Source organism: Aeromonas sp. PI_26, from assembly GCF_027854445.1.
Lineage (GTDB): Bacteria > Pseudomonadota > Gammaproteobacteria > Enterobacterales > Aeromonadaceae > Aeromonas > Aeromonas veronii.
Genome location: NZ_JAJNOE010000005.1, coordinates 111,838 through 131,667, shown reverse-complemented (window position 1 = coordinate 131,667; position 19,830 = coordinate 111,838). Strand labels below are relative to the sequence as shown.

Below are 19,830 nucleotides of genomic sequence, written 5' to 3'. Positions count from 1 at the left end.
CTCGCTTCGCTTGCTAACATAGCGGTCAACTGAGACCAATGACAGGACGCCCATATGTGGCAAAAAAACATCAATGACTTCGATCGGGTCGTTGCCATCGGTGGTGGCCATGGCATGGGACGAGTGCTTTCGTCCCTCTCGTTTCTCGGTCAACGGCTCACCGGCATCGTCACCACCACAGATGATGGCGGCTCGACCGGACGCCTGCGCAAGAGTCAGGAGTGCATCGCCTGGGGCGATCTGCGCAACTGCCTGAACCAGCTGGTGACCGATCCCAGCATCGGCAGCCTGTTGTTCGAGTACCGCTTCGCCGGCAAAGGCGAGCTGGCGGGCCACAACCTTGGCAACCTGATGCTGCTGGCGCTCGATAATCTCTGTGTCCGTCCTCTTGATGCTATCAAGCTGATCAGTGACATGCTCAAAATCGAGTCACAATTGCTACCCATGTCTGAATTTCCCACCGATCTCTGCGCCCATATGGAGTGTGGCACCCAGATCCTGGGAGAGGTATCCATCGATCAACTGGCAACACCGCCCCTCTCCCTCGGCCTGATGCCGGAGGTGCAAGCGACCCGAGAAGCGGTGCTGGCACTGCAGCAGGCGGACATGATCATTCTGGGGCCGGGCAGTTTCCTCACCTCCATCATGCCGCCACTGCTGCTGGCCGAGATCGCACAGGCCATCAACGAGAGCAGCGCCATGCTGGTTTTCGTTTGCAATCTGGTGGCGGAGAACGGTCCTGCCAGCCAGCTGGATCTGATGAGTCAGTGTCGCTGGCTGGAATCCCGGGTCGGTCAGGGTCGGCTGGATGCCATCCTGACCCCACAGGGCGCGGGTGATGCGGGGGACTGGCAAGGGCGTGTGATCGAAGCCGAGCTGGGCGAGCTTGAGCTGCCCCATCGGCACGATCGGTTGAAGCTGAAACTGGCGCTGGACCGGATCATCCAGCAACTGCTCAACCAGCGTTAGGCAACGGTCACGGCGCCCCGGCCCCCCTGCATGGCGCCGTTACTGATAATCGGCAAGAAACGCGAGCACCTGGGGCAAGGAGGCCTCCAGCAGTTGCAACTGGCGCTCTGCCTCGGCCACATCGGCCTGCTTGCTGGCCATCTCCAGCGCCATCACCTGCTGATAACTCGGTATGGCGCCATAGCTGCCACAGGATGATTTCATGCTGTGCGCCACCCGAGCCAGCGCCTCCCACTCTCCCTGTTCATAGAGGGGTCTGAGCTGACTCAGCTGCTCGCCCACCTCTTCAATAAAGACTGCGATGACCACGGGCAGCATATCCGGACCGATATCCTCTGCCAGCTGCTGCAACACCTTGCGATCCACCCACTCCATGCGAGGCTCCTCCTGAACAGTATTCAAACAGACCATACTATAGATAGTTTTCGATGTCGTGGCTCACGACCAGGCAGTGATGAAGCACCCGATTGGATGGCTCAGGGAATAAAGTGGCAAAAAATGTGATCAGTATCGAAATAGCGATGCTGAAACGCCCGTCAAGACAACAACTTGATTGCCGCAAATTAACAATTGATCAACACTCAATGCCGTCAGAGTGATGATGCTCAGCAACACCTCTCATCCCTTTTGCCTTTTATGGCTGCTGCGAAGAACCAGGGTAGGTATCTACCCTGGTATTTTTTTATCTTGCTCAAGCGCTACCCGATTGGTCGCCACCCGCTCCCCCATGCGAAACAGATTGAATTCGCCGGGCGCCATTTTGACCCAATTCTCATTGCCGGTCAGCGGACGGGTGGTGATCAGGGTCACCACATCGTTGGGGGTAGTCTCCCTTTGAAAGTCGATCACCACCTCCTCATCCAGCAGGCTCGCCTCGCCAAAGGGCGCACAGCGGGTCAGCCAGTGCAAGTTGTTGCTGCAGTAGCTCATCACGTACTCCCCGTCAGAGAGCAACATGTTGAACACCCCGAACGCTCTGAGCTCGTCACACAGGGTAGCGAGATAGCGAAACATGGCGGGAAAGTTGGCCGGACGCTTGGGATATTTTTGCTCCAGCCGATCGAGCAGCCAGCAGAAGGCGTGCTCGCTGTCGGTATCCCCCACCGGCCGGTGGCGGCCGGTTGGCAGCTTCTTGTAGCCGGTGAGCTGACCGTTGTGGGCGAAGGTCCAGTAACGGCCCCACAGCTCACGGGTAAAGGGGTGGGTATTTTCTAGCGACACGCAGCCACGGTTGGCCTGCCGAATGTGGCTGACCACGGCGCAGCTCTTGATGGGCAGCGCCTGTACCAGTCTGGCGATGGGAGATTGGGCACTGGGCTCGGGATCCTTGAAGGTGCGAAAGCCCTTCCCCTCGTAGAAGGTGATCCCCCAGCCATCCTTGTGAGGCCCTGTCTTGCCGCCGCGCAGCATCAACCCGGTAAAGCTGAAGCAGATATCGGTCGGCACATTGGCACTCATGCCGAGCAGTTCGCACATATCCGGCAGACTCCTTTCATGATTTGGCTTGTGTCATGTTCGACCAGCACGCTGGTTCGACAGACAGCAGGGGAAGGCGCAATCCCTTCCCCTGTGACTGGCAACAACCGGCCGATGGCGAACCATGTTACCGGCGTTGCCCTTGTCTGGTGACGATGGCCTGATTACTTGGCCATCTCTTTTTCGACCAGCTGGATCAGGATGTGGATCACCTTGATGTGCACTTCCTGAATACGGTCGGCATAGCCAAAGTGCGGCACGCGGATCTCGACATCCGCCAGACCCGCCATCTTGCCGCCATCCTTGCCGGTCAGGGCGATCACTTTCATCCCTTTGGCGCGGGCAGCCTCGATGGCTTTCAGGATATTGCCGGAGTTGCCGCTGGTGGAGATGCCAAGCAGCACGTCGCCACGACGGCCAACCGCCTCTACGTAGCGGGAGAAGACATAGTCATAGCCAAAGTCGTTGGAGACGCAGGAGAGGTGGCTCGGATCGGAGATGGCGATACCGGCATAACCCGGGCGGTTCTCGCGGTAACGACCGGTCAGCTCTTCGGCGAAGTGCATGGCGTCACAGTGGGAGCCACCGTTGCCACAAGAGAGCACCTTGCCCTCTTCCTTGAAAGAGTCAGCCAGCAGTTTGGCGGCCGCTTCGATGTTTTTCAGGTTCTGCTCATCAGCCAGGAAGGCCTGCAGCACGCTGGCAGCTTCGGTCAGTTCATTGCGGATCAATTCTTGGTACATGATGTCTCTTCCACTGTTTTTAGTGTGCGTGTAGATCGCGGCTATTCTCGCACAAGCGAATCGCACAGTCGCCCCCCTACTAGCCACAGCGCTGGCGGCGCGTGAGCGTTATGGGGATCACAGAGAGAAGGTAATGAAGATGTAAACAGCTTGATAACTTTGTGCGTATGAATTACAACAGGGGCCATATCCAACAGGTCAGACCTCTGGATCAGTTACGCCACGTTGGCAACCTAACCACGCAAGGAGCAAGCAATGACGACGACCCTCACTCTGCTCGGGGTGATCCTGGTTATCGGAGCCCTGGCCTATCGCCGGGCATCCCTGTTCATCTCCACCCTGGTCACCGGCGCCGCCCTGGTGCTTGGCACCATCTATGGTCATGTGCCCTTGCTGGTATGGGCGCTGTTCGCGGTGATCGCCATCCCGCTCAATCTGGTGGAATTTCGCCGCAATCAAATAACCAAGCCGCTGTTCAAGATCTACAAATCGATCATGCCGGAGATGTCCCGCACCGAGAAAGAGGCTATCGAAGCGGGCACCACCTGGTGGGAAGCCGATCTGTTCGCGGGCAACCCGGACTGGAAAAAGCTGCACGCCATCCCGGTCAGCACCCTCTCTGCCGAAGAGCAGGCCTTTATGGATGGCCCGGTCGAGGAAGTGTGCCGCATGGTGAGCGACTGGGAAGTGACCCACGAGCGCGCGGATCTCTCCCCCGAGGTGTGGCAATACCTGAAGGACAACAAGTTCTTCGCCATGATCATCAAGAAGAAATATGGCGGTCTGGAGTTCTCGGCCTACGCCCAGTCCTGCGTCCTGCAAAAACTGTGCGGCGCCAGCGCCGTGCTCGCCTCCACCGTCGGCGTGCCCAACTCACTGGGCCCGGGCGAACTGCTGCAACACTATGGCACTGACGAGCAGAAAGATTACTACCTGCCCCGCCTGGCGGTGGGTAAAGAGATCCCCTGCTTCGCCCTGACCAGCCCGGAAGCGGGCTCTGACGCAGGTTCCATCCCCGACTTCGGTATCGTCTGCAAGGGCGAGTGGGAAGGAAAGGAGGTGCTCGGTATGCGCCTCACCTGGAACAAGCGCTACATCACGCTCGCCCCCATTGCTACCGTGCTGGGTCTGGCCTTCAAACTGCGTGACCCCGAGCACCTGCTGGGTGAAGAGGAAGAGCTCGGCATCACCTGCGCCCTCATTCCCACTCACATCAAGGGGGTCGGCATTGGCCGTCGCCACTTCCCGCTCAACGTGCCGTTCCAGAACGGCCCGACCCAGGGCAAGGATGTGTTCGTCCCGCTCGATTTCATCATCGGTGGCCCGGCCATGGCCGGTCAGGGCTGGCGTATGCTGGTCGAGTGTCTGTCGGTCGGTCGCGGCATCACCTTGCCCTCCAACAGTACCGGTGGCGTCAAGATGCTGGCCCTGGCGAGCGGCGCATATAGCCGCATCCGTCGCCAGTTCAAGCTGCCCATCGGCAAGATGGAAGGGATTGAAGAGCCGCTGGCCCGCATCGGTGGCAACGCCTACATCATGGGCGCCGCAGCCAACCTGACCGTGACCGGTATCGACCTTGGCGAGAAGCCCTCGGTCATCTCCGCCATCGTCAAATACCACCTCACCGACCGTGCCCAGAAGTGCATCATCGATGCCATGGATATCCACGGCGGCAAGGCCATCTGCATGGGCCCCAACAACTATCTGGCCCGTGGCTATCAGGGTGCGCCCATCGCCGTTACGGTGGAAGGGGCCAATATCCTGACCCGCAGCATGATCATCTATGGTCAGGGCGCTATCCGCTGCCACCCGTATGTACTGCCGGAGATGCTGGCCGCCAGCCATCCCGACAAGGAGCAGGCGCTGAAAGATTTCGACAAGGCGGTATTCAGCCACGTCGGCTTTGCCATCAGCAACCTGGTACGCAGCTTCTGGCTCGGTATCACCGGCGCCCGCTTTGCCGCGGCACCGTACAAGGATCAGACCAAGGGCTACTACCAGCAGCTCTCCCGCCTCTCGGCCAACCTGGCGTTCCTGTCAGACATGGCGATGGGCACTCTGGGTGGCGAGCTCAAACGCAAGGAGCGGGTCTCCGCCCGTCTTGGCGACGTGCTGAGCCAGCTCTATCTGGCCTCCAGCGCCCTCAAGCGCTATCAGGATGAGGGACGCCAGCAGGCCGACCTGCCGCTGCTGCACTGGGCACTGCAAGATGCCATGTTCAAGGCACAAGAGGCGATCGACGAGCTGCTGCGCAACTTCCCGAACCGCTGGATTGGGCTTGCCCTGCGCGCCGTGGTGCTGCCGCTGGGTCGTGACCTGAACCGTCCGTGCGACAAGCTGGACCAACAGGTTGCCCGTCTGCTGCAAACCCCGAGCGAGACCCGCAGCCGCCTGGCCAAGGGGCAATATCTGACCCGCGAAGAGGGCAACCCCTTCGGTCTGCTGGAGCAGGCGCTCGATGACGTGCTGGCCGCCGAGCCGCTGTTCGAGAAAGTCTGCAAGAGCGATGGTATCAAGCGTCCCTTCATGGCGCTGGACAAGGTGGCCGACATCGGCCTGGCCGCTGGCGTACTGACCCAGAGCGAAGCCGAGCTGCTGCGCCGCGCCGAGGTAAGTCGCCTGCGCACCATCAACGTCGATGATTTTGACCCCATAGATCTGGTGGCCAACAAGAAGCTGTTTGAAGCCTCCGCTTACCATCACGCGGCCTGATAACCAGCTATCGACAACGCCTCCCTTGTGGAGGCGTTTTTTATGGACGCTCACCACTATTCACGGCCCGAACAGCCACCACTTGCACTCACAGCTCCCCCGACCAGCTGCAGCCCCCGTGTGGTCAGCCGGGAAAAAAGGCACAATAGCCGACAAATCGAATCACCAAGGAAGCCAAGATGACCCTTGAGCACCTGATCCTGTGGCGCCGCGACCTGCACCGCCTGCCGGAAGCCGCCTGGAAAGAGTTTCGCACCACCAGCCTGATTGCCCACCACCTGAGCGAGCTCGGTTATCGCATTGTGCTCGGCGACAAACTGCTGGCCAGCAATCTGATGATGGGGCGTGATGTGGATGTGGCGGCCGAGAAGGCTCGTGCCCGCCGTCAGGGAGCCCATCCCGACTGGCTGGAGCGGATCGGCGATGTCACCGGGCTGATGGGGGAGCTGGATACCGGCCGTCCCGGCCCGACCCTGGCCTTTCGCTTCGATATCGACGCGGTGGAGGTGGAAGAGTCCGATGCCGAACAGCACCAGCCGCAGCAGGAGGGTTTTGCCTCCCACAACAAGGGGTGGATGCACGCCTGCGCCCACGATGGCCACACCGCCATCGGCATGGGGCTGGCCAGCAGCCTGATGGCGATGAAGGAGCAGCTGTGCGGCCGCATCAAGCTCTTCTTCCAGCCCGCCGAAGAGGGGTGCCGCGGTGGCAAGGCGCTGGCCGCCGGGGGGGCACTCGATGACGTGGATGCCCTGCTCTCGCTCCATATCGGTATTCACGCTGGCAGCGGCGAGCTGGTGATCAACCCCACCGAGTTTCTCTGCTCCACCAAGTTCGACGTCCACTTTATGGGCACCGCCGCCCACGCCGGGCTCGAACCCAATGCCGGCAGCAATGCACTGGCAGCCGCCTGCATGGCCACCACCGCCATGCTCGGCATTCCCCGCCACCGCGACGGCATGACCCGCATCAACATCGGCCAGCTTCACGCTGGCAGCGGCCGCAACGTCATCCCCGATCATGCAGAGCTGCGCGGTGAAACCCGCGGCGCCGATAGCATGCTCAACGACTACATGTTCAGTCAGGTACAGCGCATCGTCGAAGGGACAGCCCTCGCCCACGGTGTCACCTATCGCATCATCAAGCAGGGTGAGGCCATTGCCCTCGACAACAGCCCGGCCCTGCAAGCCGAGCTGGCGGCGCTGGCCCGCAAGCAGGGGCTCGCCACTATCCAGACTCGCCGCTTTGGCGCCAGCGAAGATGCCGGTTTTCTGATGGAGCGGGTGCAAAAACAGGGGGGCGAAGCGGCTTACCTCATCCTGGGGGCCGATCTGGCGGCGCCGCACCATCACAACGAATTCGATTTCGATGAGCGGGTGATGCAAAGCGGGGTAGAGCTACTGGCCGCCTGGGCCCGTGCACGACTGGGTGTGGCAGAAGCAGCCCTCTCTTGATATCCCCTCGGCAAGCTCACCGGCTAACGGGATCAAAAAAAGGCGCCTCGGCGCCTTTTTTCTGCAAGAAAAACCTGAGCGCTACTCGCGGTGCTTGCGATGCACATCGGGGCGACCACCGGTCACGCTATCGGCTCTCCCCTCCTCTTTGGCCTTCTCGGCGCGCTTTTTGCGCATCTCGCGGGGATCGGCGATGAGCGGGCGGTAGATCTCGATACGATCGCCGTCGTGCAGTGGCTCGCTCCCTTTCACCGGGCGGCTGTAGATACCGAACTTGTTGACCGCCAGATCGATCTCGGGGTGTTTTTGTACGATGCCGGACTGCTCGATGGCCGCCAGCACGCAGGTCTCGGGCGCCACCCGCAGGGCAATCACCGTCTGCTGCTGCGGCAAGGCATAGACAACCTCGATGTTGAGCTGGTCAGACACCGTATACCTCCTTCGCCCGGTTGGAGAAGGCGGAGACCATGGAGCTCACCAGATCGCGGAATACCTGACCAAAGGCCACCTCGATAAGCTTGGAGGTAAACTCGAAATCGAGATCAAACTCCACCTTGCAGGCATCCACATCAAGCGGAGTAAAGGTCCACCAGCCCGCCAGCTTGCGGAACGGGCCATCCACCAGCTCCATCCTGATCTGGCGGTTCACATCCAGCTGATTGCGGGTAGTAAAGGTCTTGGCAATCCCCGCCTTGGCCACATCGACCGACGCCATCATGTAGTCATCGCCAGCCTCGTGGACACGGCTGCCGACACAGCCGGGCAAAAACTGCGGATAGGCATCCACATCGTTAACCAACTTGAACATCTGTTCTGCACTGAACATCACCAGGGCACTGCGCGTAATTCGGGGCATGGCTTTTCCTCATCCAATCGGCGCGATTTTATCACCATGTTTGGGGTTGTGGAGGTAAAACCTCAGCCAAACCGCTCAGAAAGCCACCACTTGACCTGCTGCGCGTTTTACAGCCGCCCCTGCCTACGTATAATACGAGCCTCCTAGTCATTGCCGGAAATCGCCCGTCATGAGCAAAAAAAACAGTAAAAACAAAGCCGGGTCCAGCACCATTGCACTCAACAGAACCGCGCGCCACGAATACTTCATCGAAGAGAAGATCGAAGCGGGTCTGTCCCTGCAAGGGTGGGAAGTCAAATCCCTGCGGGCGGGCAAGGCCAACATCAGCGAAGCCTATGTCATCTTCCGCGATGGCGAGGCCTATCTGTTCGGCTCCAGCTTCCTGCCACTGCAAGCGGCCTCCAGCCATGTGGTATGTGACCCGACCCGCACCCGCAAACTGCTGCTGAGCCGTCGTGAACTCGACAAGCTCGAAAGCCTGATCGCCCGTCAGGGCTACACCATAGTTCCCCTCGCCCTCTACTGGAAACAGTGCTGGGTCAAGGTCGAGATCGGCCTGGTTAAGGGCAAGAAAGAGCACGACAAGCGCGAAGATACCAAGGCCCGCGAATGGGATCGGGAAAAAGCCCGCATCATGAAGAACAAGCATCGCGGCTAACCTGCGACTGGCAGGATCAGGACGCCGGTTCACCTTCCCCCGGCGCAGCTGGCCCTTCAAGCTCAGCTGCGTACAATAAATCGGCAAACAGACTGGTTGCCAGAGGGAATGGGTATCAACGCCTTGCTATGACAGCATTTTTGCGTACAATCGCAATTAACAACTTGGGGCTGATTCTGGATTCGACAAGATTCACGAAACCCAAGGTGCATGCCGAGGTGCGGTAGGCCTCGTTAATAAACCGCAAAAAAATAGTCGCAAACGACGAAAACTACGCACTAGCAGCTTAATAACCTGCATAGAGCCCTTCTACCCTAGCTTGCCTGTGTCCTAGGGAATCGGAAGGTCATCCTTCACAGGATCGTGTGGAAGTCCTGCTCGGGGCGGAAGCATTAAAACCAATCGAGCTAGTCAATTCGTGGCGTGTCTCTCCGCAGCGGGTTGGCGAATGTAAAGAGTGACTAAGCATGTAGTGCCAAGGATGTAGTAATTTTGGACGGGGGTTCAAATCCCCCCAGCTCCACCAAACGTTTGGAAAGGGCCATCTCGCAAGAGGTGGCCCTTTTTGTTTGTCCATGTTGTTTACCGATATCAAACTGGTTGGATTTTTTCCAAAATCCCCCTTGAACTGGCCTTTGGCAAAAAAATCAGGCGCATCACCGCGCAGGCTTTATCATCAGGTTGCCATCCCGGTACTAGCCGGACTCACAGCCGCACATCGGCATGTCGTGGCCCAATATTGAGTAAATTGAAGTTGGCCGCTGCATTTTAATGCACTTACAATATGCGCCCAATTCTGTTGGATTCCTTCTGATGCTCCGCCAATGTGATCGTCTATTCCTGTTTCTCCTGCTTCTGCTCTGGGGCGTGGCGGCGCACGCCATTACCAGTCTGAATGAAGACGAGTTTGATCTGTCTGAGCGCGCCTGGCTGTCATCACACCAGGAGCTGGTCATCGGCATGCCGATGATGGGTGACCCTCCATACAGCTATAAGGATGCAGATCAACGCTTTACCGGCCCAGTCCCCGACATTGCGCAGCAGATTGCCAGAACGCTCGGGTTGACCCTGCGCTACAAGGTTTACCCCTCCTACGTGGATGCGCTAACCGGGCTTGGCCACGGCGAAATCGACATACTGGTGAACGACCAGCCAAGCGAACAATGGCGATCCAATATTGTCTCCCTCCCGTTTTTGCTCTCCATGCCGCGCGGCGTGCTGCTCAACAATGGCAAAACGAAGTTGTCACGACAGGATGCCCATGGTTTGCACTGGGTCTGTGTCACGGGAGTCAATGCTTGCAGTGAATTGAAAAAACTGGGATTTCCCCGTGTGACCGAGGCAGAGAGTCGCAGCGAAGCAGCCTTTATGCTCAAAAAGCGCATGGCTGACGCCTATCTTGCCGACATGCCGTCACTGGTGATGGTAAAAGATCAGCACCCCAAGGCTGGCTTCACCATTGCCACTCCGAAATGGGTAAGCGGCACGTCTCTCTCCATCAATATGCACAAGAGCGACCCGGCACTGGTCAGCCTGGTGAGCAAGGCATTCAACGAGATACCGGTTGAAGATCGTCGTCATATGCTGGCAGCTACCACGACTAGCCAACATGCGGACTCAGGAGCGGTGAAGTCTGTGCAGTTTACCCCTGAGGAGCAGGAGTGGCTCAACCAGCATCCTGAGCTCACTTACGGCGTCTCCCCGGACTGGACCTCCATGAGCGAATTCAATTACCGGGGCCGACTGGTCGGGTATGTGGCGGACCTGATGGCGCTGATGCAGCAAGTCTCCGGGCTGAAGTTCTCTCTGGTTCGCACCAATAGCTGGGGGGAAACCCAGAATATGCTGAAGCTGCGGCAGATCGACTTTATTCCGGCCATCTCCCCCAACCACGATCGCGGCCAGTTTGCGCTGTTCACCCCCGGCTATCTGTTTGTCGATCGGGTCGTTATTGCCCCCAAACGCAGTGCCGATATCACCGATCTCTCACTGCTGCGAGGGAAACGGGTCGGCATGGTGCATGGCTCGCTTGATAAAGATCTACTGACCCACATCGGCGCCCATCCGGTAGAGGTCAACAATGACAACCGCTTGCTGGAACTGCTGGACACGGGCGATGCCGACTACGTGATGGTCACCCTGCCATCCATCAACAAGCGGGTGAGCGAACGCTATCAGGTGGTCTATGCCGGCAAAGACTTGCGCCTGCCGGTCGCCATGGCCACGCGCAAAGATCCCATGCTGCAGCGGATCCTTACCAAGGTGCTCTATTCGATACCGCCGGAGGAGCTCAATAAAGTGGAGAGACGCTGGCTCTCCATGAGCGTGCAGACCGGCATCAATAACGAGACAGTGCTGTTCTGGTTCGTAATGAGCGGCGCAACTGCCACCCTGCTGTTTACCCTGTTCTGGGCCTGGAACCGTACCCTGAAACGGGAGATCGTGCAGCGACAACGGGCCGAGAAGACGCTCAATGAACAGTTGGTTTTCATCCAGACCCTGCTCGACTCCCTACCCAATATGGTGGCGCTGCGGGATCGCGATCATCGCCTGACCCTCAGCAACCGGGCATACCGCGAGCTGTTTGTCGGTGATGGGGAAGAAGGTGATCGCTGGGGCTATATGACCGAGGACGAGCGGCAACAGATGCTGCGCGAGGAGCGTGCGGTCTGGGAAACCGGCGAGATCTTCCAAGGATCGGGTTATACCCAGCGCGATGGGGATGTTCCCCTTCACGTGGTCTACGTCAAGTTGCCCTATCGCGCAGCAGACGGCGCGATTCAGGGGGTGCTGACGGTATTGACCGATGTCAGTGCCCTCAAGGCCGCCGAAAACAAGGTTCGGGAAGTGGAGGGCAGGCTGCGGGATATCACCGACAGCATGCCGGGTCTGGTCTATCAATATCTCTGGCAAGGGGCCGGCAAGGGGAAATTCCTCTATCTGTCCCAGGGGGCCAGCGACATTCTCGGGATGACCCACCAAGAGTTGATGGCAGCCGAGTCTGGCGGCGTGATCCTCGGCTTGAACGATGAGGCGTTGGCAACCTTTATCGATAAGGTGGCCAAACATGCGCAAACCCTTGAGCCGCTCGATATGGAGGTGCTGGTGCCCTCTGTTCAGGGGGAGCGCTATATCCAGATCCGCGGCAACTTTGTGGCGCAACAGGGCCATGATCGCCTGCTCAACGGCGTGGTGCAGGACATCACCGCCATCAAGCAACAGGAGCATGAGCTGCGTGAGGCGCGCGCCGCGGCCGAGCAGGCGATGCAGGCTCGCAGCCTTTTTCTGGCCACCATGAGCCATGAGCTGAGAACCCCCATCTCGGGCATGCACGGCATGCTGGAGCTGCTGCGCATGAGCGAGCTCAATGATGACCAGCGCTATCTGCTGCGCAATGTGGAGAGCTCGGCCAACCACCTGCTCTATCTGGTCAACGATATCCTCGACTTTTCCAAAATCGAGGCGGGTCAGCTGCACCTCAATCGCCAATCCTGCCGTCTGCAACCAGTGGTGTGCGACGTGATCCGCGGCCATGCCGCACTGGCCTACAGCAAGGGGCTGAAGGTCACGCTCCAGTGGGAGGATCAACTCCCCGACCAGGCCGATATCGATCCGGTCAGAGTGGGCCAGGTGGTTTCCAATCTGCTCAACAATGCGGTGAAGTTCACCGAGCAGGGCACCATTTCGATCCAGGTCAGCTATCACGACCAGCAGCTGGTTATCGCGGTGACGGATACCGGCATCGGCATCGCCGAAGAGAAGCAAGCACTGCTCTTTACCCCGTTCGAGCAGGTGGAATCCGATATCAATCGCCGCTTTGGTGGCACCGGTCTGGGCCTGGCCATCTGTGATCAGCTGGTGAAGAAGATGGGGGGCACCCTGACGGTCAAGAGCCAGCTCGGTGAAGGAGCCTGTTTCCGCTTCAGCATCCCGCTGCTCAATGGCCTGTGGGAACCACCCGCACTGGCGGGCAGCGAATGGTGGTGGCTGGGTAGCGATGCCGCCTTGCAGGCCACCATGGCACGGCTCGGCGCCCGGTTGAGCCCCCTCGATATCCACCAGCTCACCGCCGATCTCGACGGACTGCTGTTGGCGGAAGAGGCCGCGCTGGAGTCCTGCTTGGGGAGCGATTGGCACACCTTGCTGCAGTCCGGCACCCTCAAGGGGGTCATCCTCTCCTCCCGCGAAGCGTTGCGGGGACGCATGGGCTCGGAGAACTGGTGGCGCCTCGGCCAATCCCCCCTCTATCCGGATCTGTTGCTCGAAAGCTGCCGCGAACTGATCACCGGGCGAGCAGTGACCACCCATGCCGCCAGCATCGAAAAACTGGGCGGGCGGGTGCTGGTCGCCGATGATCATCTGGTTAATCGCGCCCTGCTGACCCGTCAGCTGGCGATTCTGGGGGTGGAGTGCGAGGTTGTGGAAGATGGAGAGAAGGCGTTGCGCGCCTGGCAAACCCGGGATTTCGCCCTGCTGATCACCGACTGCCACATGCCACACATGGATGGCTACACCCTGACCCGCCACCTGCGGGAACAAGGGGAGCAAGCCCCCATCATCGGCGTCACCGCCGATACCTCGGAGGAGGCGGCAGCCAATATGACGGCAGCCGGCATGAACGGCATGCTGTGCAAACCCTATTCGCTGGAGTCACTGCGCCAGATGCTGCTGCGGTGGTTGCCCGCGACTACGATCACAGAGAGAGTGCCCGCACGACAGGCCATCAATCTCGACATGATCGGTCGCTGGCAAGATCTGTTTGGCGATGAAGGGATTGCCAAAAGCATGGCAAGGGAGTATCTGGCCTCCAACCGGAAAGATTGCCACGCTATGATGAGCGCGCTCTCCTCCGATGATAGCCAGGAGCTGGTGGAGATCGCCCACCGCATCAAAGGGGCAGCCAGAATGGTCGGGGAGCTCTCCCTGGCCGAGCAGGCGGCGCAACTGGAATCGGCGGCCCGCCTCAAACAGTTGAGCGAGCTCGCGCTGCTGACACAGAGAGTGGAAGAACAGATGAACAATATTGAACGTGAAATGGGATTGTGGCTCGATGAGTAGAACGGCAGACGAGTTGGTCATCATGGTGGTCGAAGATCACGGGTTTCAACGCAAGACCCTGATGCACCAGATCCGGGCGCTCGGTTATCAGCACCTGCTGGAGGCCGCAGACGGCATCGAAGCCCTGGCACTGTGCCAGAGCCACACTGTCGACATCCTGTTCTGCGATCTGCGGATGCCCGGCATGGATGGCATGGCGCTGCTGCGCCGCCTCTCGCTGGGTGGCTTTCGGGGCGGCATCATCCTCTCCAGCGCGCTGGAAGATGACGTGGTGGAGGCCGTGCTGCGCATGAGCGCGGCCTATGGTCTCCATGTGCTGGGTCGCATCGAGAAACCCTCCAGCCCGCAGCGGCTGCGCCAGTTGATCGACTCCTGGGCACCCAAGTCGGCCCCCTCGGGCAAGGACGATGGCCTCGTCCTGTCGGTGGACGAGCTCAAACGCGCCCTCGACAACGACCAGTTGCTGCCCTGGTATCAACCCAAGGTCGGCTTTGCGTCCGGCCAGTGGGTGGGGATGGAGGCGCTGGCCCGCTGGCAGCATCCGGAATATGGGCTGATCTCCCCCGGCATGTTTATCCCGCTGGCGGAAAATAACGGCCTTATCGATCAGCTGACCGATGTCATCATCAACAAGTCGCTGCAGGATTGCCATCTGTGGGGCCAGACCGGTCTCTCCCTCAATCTGTCGATGAATCTCTCAACCACCTCGCTGATCGAGGGAGATCTCTGCCACTTCCTGATCAACCAGTGCCAGTGCTGGGGCGTCAATCCCGAGCTGATCACCCTGGAGGTGACCGAAAGCTCGTTTGTCGAGGATATCGGCAAGGCACTGGAGGTGCTGACACGACTGCGGATGCACGGCTTTGGCCTCTCCATCGATGACTTCGGTACCGGCTACTCCTCGATGCAGCAGCTGGCGCTGCTGCCGTTTACCGAGCTCAAACTTGATCGATCTTTTGTCGATCGCTGCTATGCCGACCCCTCCCGTCTGGCCATCATCGAATCGAGCATCGAGCTGGCACGCAAGCTGGGGCTGAAATCAGTCGCCGAAGGGGTGGAAGATGTGCAGACCTGGCAACTGCTGGCCAAGCTGGGGTGCGATATCTGCCAGGGCTTCTTTACCGCCCGCCCTATGCCACGCAGCGAACTGCAGCACTGGCACCAGATCTGGCAAGCCCGACTGCCGACCCTGATATCCGGCTGATCTCCTGCGACCAACCCTTTGGGCCAACAGCGCACCGACCGGTAACGTGAATGGCCGCCTTGGAAAAGGTGGCCATTTTCTTTGTGTCGGGCTCACCACTCACGCATGCCCGCCCCCTCTCCAGCAACCGCCTATCCAGCCGAGTGCCTTCATCAAAGCCACCATTTATGCAAAATAAGTTGCATCACAAATGGTGCTACTGGCGGATAACGCCTATCGCGAGCGAGAGCGGCCTCTCTTCTACCAGACGCATAAACTGACAATAAGACAATGAATTGCCTGCTGTAACAGGAATGGTTCTCAACGATGCGCCGAGCCGATGAGGTAGACAAGACAACCTGAAATCGTTTTCTCTTTTGAACAATAAACTGTCTAAAATCAAATAAAGTTGTAAATAATCTTTGTTATGGTGAGCGTATAGCAAGCGGCCTCCCTGTCGCTTCCCCTGCTGGCTCCGCCAGATGCAGCATTTTCTGCGCCTTGAAAGCGAGTTATGACGCCATGATCACCATCACCCTCGATGGGGCTCAGTTGACGGTTGACCCGACCAGAACCCTGCTCCAGATAGCCAAACAGCACCAGACTGATATCCCCTCCCTGTGCGGTGACAACACCAGCGGCCCCAAGACCCCCTGCGATCTCTGCGTGGTGGAGATTGCCGGTCTTGGCATCCGGCGCGCCTGCGAGACGCGCCCCGAGGCAGGGATGGTGATCACGACCCAAAGCGATACCCTGCGCGCCCACCGCCAGCAGGCGCTCGGCCGCATCCTCGCAGATCACTACGCCGATTGCGAAGCCCCCTGCCAGCGCGCCTGTCCGGCCGGCGTGGACATTCAATCCTATCTGCATCACATCGCCATGGGGGATCACCAGACAGCGATGGCCGTCATCAAGCAGACCCTGCCAATGCCCCTCTCCATCGGCCGGGTCTGTCCCGCTTTTTGTGAGGCACAGTGCCGCCGCGCCTTGGTGGATGAGCCGCTCGCCATTCGTCAGCTCAAGCGTCACGCAGCGGATCTCGATCTGGCAGAGGTTGCCCCCTATCAACCGGCAAAGAAGCCCGCCAAGGGCAAGCGGGTGGCCATTATCGGCAGCGGCCCGGGCGGCCTCACCTGCGGTTACTATCTGGGTTACGAGGGGTTCGAGGTCGATCTGTTCGAGGCGATGCCCGAAGCGGGTGGCTGGCTGCGCTACGGCATCCCTGAATACCGGCTGCCCAAGGCGATCCTCGATCAGGAGATCGCATTGATGTGCCAAAGCGGCATGCGGATCCACACCAGCCAGCGACTGGGGCAGGAGCTCAGCCTCTCGGCTCTGTACCGCGACTATGATGCGGTCTGTCTGGCAGTCGGCGCTTCCAAGGCGGTGCCGATGGATTACCCCGGCAGCACCCTGGCGGGTTGTTATCTCGGGGTCGATTACCTCAAGAATCGGATGCTGGCCAAGCGGCTCACCACCGGCAAGAGGGTTGCGGTGATCGGGGGTGGTAATACCGCGATCGACTGCGCCCGCACGGCGGTCAGGCTGGGCGCTGAAACCACCCTTATCTATCGCCGCACCCGCGCCGAGATGCCCGCCGAAGCGTATGAGATCGACGAAGCGGAGCACGAAGGGGTGCGCTTTTTGATGCTCACCAATCCGGTAGAGAATCTGGCCGATGAGGCTGGTCGCGTCTGTCAGGTGCGCCTCGAGAAGATGGCCCTCGGCGAGCCGGACGCCTCCGGTCGCCGCCGCCCGGAGCCCACCGGCGAGTTCTTCCTTGAAGAGTTTGATACCGTGATTGCGGCAGTGTCGCAGCAGCCGGATCTCAGCTTTATGGAAGGGGAGCCCCTCACCCTCCCCTTCACCCGCTGGCAGACGCTGGAGTCCCACCCCGAGACCATGCACAGCGGCCACGGCAACCTGTTCTCCATCGGCGATCTGCGCCGCGGGCCTGCGACCGCCATCGAAGCGGTCGCCGATGGTCGCAAGGCCGCGCTGGCCATCGATCAGTTCCTTCACGGTGACATGATCGATCCGGTTCGCCCCTTCAACGCCTGCAAGGCTCCCACACTCAAGCAGGTCGATCCCGCCCAGTTTGCTCACCTGAAAAAAGTCGCCCGCACCATCATGCCCCATCTGGCAAAGAAGGATCGCGAGGGAAGCTTTGCCGAGGTGGAGCGTGGGCTGAGTGACAACGATGCCCGCAGCGAAGCCAGCCGCTGCCTCGAGTGTGGCTGTCAGGCCAACACCGATTGCGCGCTGCGCGACTACGCCACCGAATACGAGGTCGAGCAGAGCGCTCTCGATACCAGCCAGTGCCAGAAGTTTGCGGTGGATAACAGCAGCGAATTTATCGTGTTCGATGCCAACCGCTGCATCGGCTGCGGCCAGTGCGTGCAGACCTGTGGTGAGCAGGCGGTACAGGGTGTGCTGCGCTTTGCCAAAAACAACGATGGTACCCTCTCGCACCGGCCGCAGTTCGACACGGGACTCTCGATGGGCGACTCCCACTGCGTGCAGTGCGGCGCCTGCGTACAGGTCTGCCCCACCGGTGCCCTGGTGGATGCCCGCGACAAGTCGCAGGGGCGCACCGAACTGCTCACGCCGGTCAATACCATCTGCACCTACTGCGGGGTCGGCTGTGGCGTCACCCTCTATGTCGATGAGGCGCGCAACCGCATCCGCTATGTGGAGGGGAATCGCAACTCGCCAGTCAATCAGGGGCTGCTCTGCGTCAAGGGGCGCTTCGGCTTTGACTTTATCCAGAGCAAGGAGCGCCTCACGACCCCGCTTATCCGCAAAAATGGCGAGCTGGAGCCCGCCAGCTGGCAGGAGGCCATCGCCCTGGTCGCCGAGCGTTTCACCGCCCTGCGCCAGCGCTATGGCAGCGATGCACTGGCGGGCTTTTCTTCGGCCAAAACCACCAACGAAGAGAACTACCTGTTCCAGAAGTTCATGCGCCGGGAGCTTGGCACCAACAACGTGGATCACTGCGCGCGGCTCTGCCACGCCTCCACCGTCACCGGGCTGGAAGCGTCACTCGGCAGCGGCGCCATGACCAACGACATCCCGAGCATTGATCACTCGGATCTTATCTTCATCATCGGCTCCGACACCTCGGCGGCTCACCCCATCATAGGCTCCCATATCAAGCGGGCAGTCACCACGGGCAAGGCGCGGCTGGTAGTGGCCGATCCGAAGCGGATCGAGATGGCGGACCATGCCAGCCTCTATCTGGCCCATCGCCCCGGCACCGACGTGATGCTGCTAAACGGCCTGATGCAGCAGATCATAAAGAATGAGTGGCACGACAAGGCCTATATCGCCGTACGAGTAGAAGGGTTCGAGGCGCTGCAAGCCGAGGTGCTCTCCCCCGCCTATGCACCGGACAAGGTTGCCCTCGTCACTGGCGTACCGGCCGAGCAGGTGATCGAGCTCGCGCGCCTTATCGGCACCGCCGAACGCACTGCCATCTACTACTCCATGGGGATCACCCAGCACACCACCGGGCACGACAACGTGCGGGCCATCGCCAACCTGCAACTGCTGTGCGGCAACATCGGCATCGAAGGGGGCGGCATCAACCCGCTGCGGGGCCAGTCCAACGTGCAGGGGGCCTGTGACATGGGGGCGCTGCCCAACTGCCTGCCCGGCTATCAGAAGGTGGCCAACCCCGAGGTTCATGCCCGCTTCGCAACCGCTTGGCAGCAGCCAGACTTGCCGCGCACACCGGGCCTTACCCTCACCGAGACCATAGATGCCGCCTGTGCGGGCAGCATCAAGGGGCTCTATGTGATGGGTGAAAACCCGGTGCTGAGCGATCCGGACCAGCATCACGTCATTGAGGGGCTCAAGCAGCTGGAGTTTCTGGTGGTGCAGGATATCTTCCTCTCGGAAACCGCACAGCTGGCCGATGTGGTGCTCCCCTCCTGCTCCTTTGCCGAGAAGAGCGGCCACTTTACCAACACCGAACGGCGAGTGCAGCGCATCTCCCCCGCCCTCAAGGCGCCGGGGGAAGCGCGGGAGGATTGGTGGATCATCCAGCAGATCGCCAACGCCATGGGCGGCGACTGGCGCTATCAGAACCCGCAGGAGATCACCGCCGAGATATGCCGGGTAACCCCGCAATACGCCGGCATCCAGTGGGACAAGGTGGGAGTGCAAGGGCTACAGTGGCCTTGCAACGATGCGGCGCCCGAAGGCACTCGCCTGCTCCACGGCAAGCAGTTCACCCGCGGCAAGGGGGAGATGGTCGCCACCCCGTTCCGCTATGCAGCCGAGCTGCCCGACGAGACCTATCCCATCGTGCTAACTACCGGCCGCCTGCTGGAGCAGTTCCACACCGGCACCATGACCCGCAAGACCAAGGGGCTCGACAAGCTGGCCGGGCCGCGGGTGATGATGAGCGTAGTGGATGCGCAGCGGTTGGGCATCAGCAACCGCGAGCAGGTGAAGGTCACCAGCCGCCGCGGCCATATCGAACTGCCCGCCTTCGTCACCAAACGGATGCAGCCGGGCGTGGTCTTTATCCCGTTCCACTTCGCCGAAGCCCCGGCCAACCGGCTCACCATCAATGCCACCGACCCTCACGCCAAGATCCCCGAGTTCAAGGTGGCAGCGGTGCGCATCGACAAGCTGACCAGCCAACACACCTCGACACCACAGCCAGAGATGGAGATAGCCTGACCGGAGATCAGGTAACACGCAGGATAATCCGC

At 60.2% G+C, this 19,830-nt stretch carries 12 protein-coding genes and 1 other RNA gene; 8 read left to right on the top strand and 5 right to left on the bottom strand.

Annotated elements, in window-relative coordinates:
- Positions 1-54: 54 nt before the first annotated feature.
- A complete protein-coding gene (locus LRL22_RS07850; protein ID WP_108541438.1) occupies positions 55-969 on the top strand; it encodes a gluconeogenesis factor YvcK family protein in 915 nt (304 codons plus the stop codon).
- 39 nt (positions 970-1,008) lie between these two features.
- Here the strand turns inward: LRL22_RS07850 and LRL22_RS07845 are convergent, their stop codons facing one another.
- From LRL22_RS07845 to lpcA, 3 genes are all read right to left on the bottom strand, one after another.
- A complete protein-coding gene (locus LRL22_RS07845; RefSeq protein WP_019446543.1) occupies positions 1,009-1,344 on the bottom strand; it encodes an Hpt domain-containing protein in 336 nt (111 codons plus the stop codon).
- A 291-nt stretch (positions 1,345-1,635) separates the two neighbouring features.
- Complete coding sequence (locus LRL22_RS07840) at positions 1,636-2,445, bottom strand: class II glutamine amidotransferase (protein WP_064336561.1); 810 nt, start codon at positions 2,443-2,445, stop codon at positions 1,636-1,638.
- Between the two features lie 164 nt (positions 2,446-2,609).
- Positions 2,610-3,188: a D-sedoheptulose 7-phosphate isomerase gene (gene lpcA / locus LRL22_RS07835; protein WP_005334485.1), complete on the bottom strand. Its 579-nt coding sequence runs from the start codon at positions 3,186-3,188 to the stop codon at positions 2,610-2,612.
- 255 nt (positions 3,189-3,443) lie between these two features.
- Here lpcA and fadE point away from each other — a divergent pair, with 255 nt between their 5' ends.
- Positions 3,444-5,900: an acyl-CoA dehydrogenase FadE gene (fadE, locus tag LRL22_RS07830; RefSeq protein ID WP_216975339.1), complete on the top strand. Its 2,457-nt coding sequence runs from the start codon at positions 3,444-3,446 to the stop codon at positions 5,898-5,900.
- Positions 5,901-6,079: 179 nt separating this feature from the next.
- Entirely contained in the window at positions 6,080-7,354 is a 1,275-nt protein-coding gene (locus tag LRL22_RS07825) for an amidohydrolase (RefSeq protein WP_216975341.1), read from the top strand.
- An 81-nt stretch (positions 7,355-7,435) separates the two neighbouring features.
- Here the strand turns inward: LRL22_RS07825 and LRL22_RS07820 are convergent, their stop codons facing one another.
- On the bottom strand, positions 7,436-7,783 hold the full coding sequence (locus tag LRL22_RS07820) for an RnfH family protein (protein ID WP_005353535.1): 348 nt from the start codon (positions 7,781-7,783) through the stop codon (positions 7,436-7,438).
- Positions 7,776-8,210, bottom strand: coding sequence for an SRPBCC family protein (locus LRL22_RS07815; RefSeq protein ID WP_005334496.1), 435 nt, complete (start codon positions 8,208-8,210; stop codon positions 7,776-7,778). The genes LRL22_RS07820 and LRL22_RS07815 overlap by 8 nt, the downstream gene beginning before the upstream one ends.
- A 169-nt stretch (positions 8,211-8,379) precedes the next feature.
- Here LRL22_RS07815 and smpB point away from each other — a divergent pair, with 169 nt between their 5' ends.
- The 5 genes from smpB (at position 8,380) to fdhF (ending at position 19,798) form a co-directional block, all read left to right on the top strand.
- Positions 8,380-8,868: an SsrA-binding protein SmpB gene (gene smpB / locus LRL22_RS07810; protein ID WP_005334498.1), complete on the top strand. Its 489-nt coding sequence runs from the start codon at positions 8,380-8,382 to the stop codon at positions 8,866-8,868.
- Positions 8,869-9,034: 166 nt separating this feature from the next.
- Positions 9,035-9,394: a transfer-messenger RNA gene (gene ssrA / locus LRL22_RS07805) on the top strand.
- Positions 9,395-9,681: 287 nt separating this feature from the next.
- Complete coding sequence (locus tag LRL22_RS07800) at positions 9,682-13,926, top strand: ATP-binding protein (protein WP_270905106.1); 4,245 nt, start codon at positions 9,682-9,684, stop codon at positions 13,924-13,926.
- Positions 13,919-15,130, top strand: coding sequence for an EAL domain-containing response regulator (locus LRL22_RS07795; protein ID WP_270905105.1), 1,212 nt, complete (start codon positions 13,919-13,921; stop codon positions 15,128-15,130). The genes LRL22_RS07800 and LRL22_RS07795 overlap by 8 nt, the downstream gene beginning before the upstream one ends.
- A gap of 501 nt (positions 15,131-15,631) precedes the next feature.
- Positions 15,632-19,798 (top strand): formate dehydrogenase subunit alpha, encoded by a 4,167-nt coding sequence (fdhF, locus tag LRL22_RS07790; RefSeq protein WP_270905104.1) that lies wholly within the window; start codon positions 15,632-15,634, stop codon positions 19,796-19,798.
- The last annotated feature ends 32 nt before the right edge of the window (positions 19,799-19,830 follow it).

Coding starts and splice junctions, on each gene's coding strand:
- LRL22_RS07850 (WP_108541438.1), top strand. CDS start 55: ATGTGGCAAAAAAACATCAATGACTTCGATCGGGTCGTTGCCATCGGT.
- LRL22_RS07845 (WP_019446543.1), bottom strand. CDS start 1,344: ATGGAGTGGGTGGATCGCAAGGTGTTGCAGCAGCTGGCAGAGGATATC.
- LRL22_RS07840 (WP_064336561.1), bottom strand. CDS start 2,445: ATGTGCGAACTGCTCGGCATGAGTGCCAATGTGCCGACCGATATCTGC.
- lpcA (WP_005334485.1), bottom strand. CDS start 3,188: ATGTACCAAGAATTGATCCGCAATGAACTGACCGAAGCTGCCAGCGTG.
- fadE (WP_216975339.1), top strand. CDS start 3,444: ATGACGACGACCCTCACTCTGCTCGGGGTGATCCTGGTTATCGGAGCC.
- LRL22_RS07825 (WP_216975341.1), top strand. CDS start 6,080: ATGACCCTTGAGCACCTGATCCTGTGGCGCCGCGACCTGCACCGCCTG.
- LRL22_RS07815 (WP_005334496.1), bottom strand. CDS start 8,210: ATGCCCCGAATTACGCGCAGTGCCCTGGTGATGTTCAGTGCAGAACAG.
- smpB (WP_005334498.1), top strand. CDS start 8,380: ATGAGCAAAAAAAACAGTAAAAACAAAGCCGGGTCCAGCACCATTGCA.
- LRL22_RS07800 (WP_270905106.1), top strand. CDS start 9,682: ATGCTCCGCCAATGTGATCGTCTATTCCTGTTTCTCCTGCTTCTGCTC.
- LRL22_RS07795 (WP_270905105.1), top strand. CDS start 13,919: ATGAGTAGAACGGCAGACGAGTTGGTCATCATGGTGGTCGAAGATCAC.
- fdhF (WP_270905104.1), top strand. CDS start 15,632: ATGATCACCATCACCCTCGATGGGGCTCAGTTGACGGTTGACCCGACC.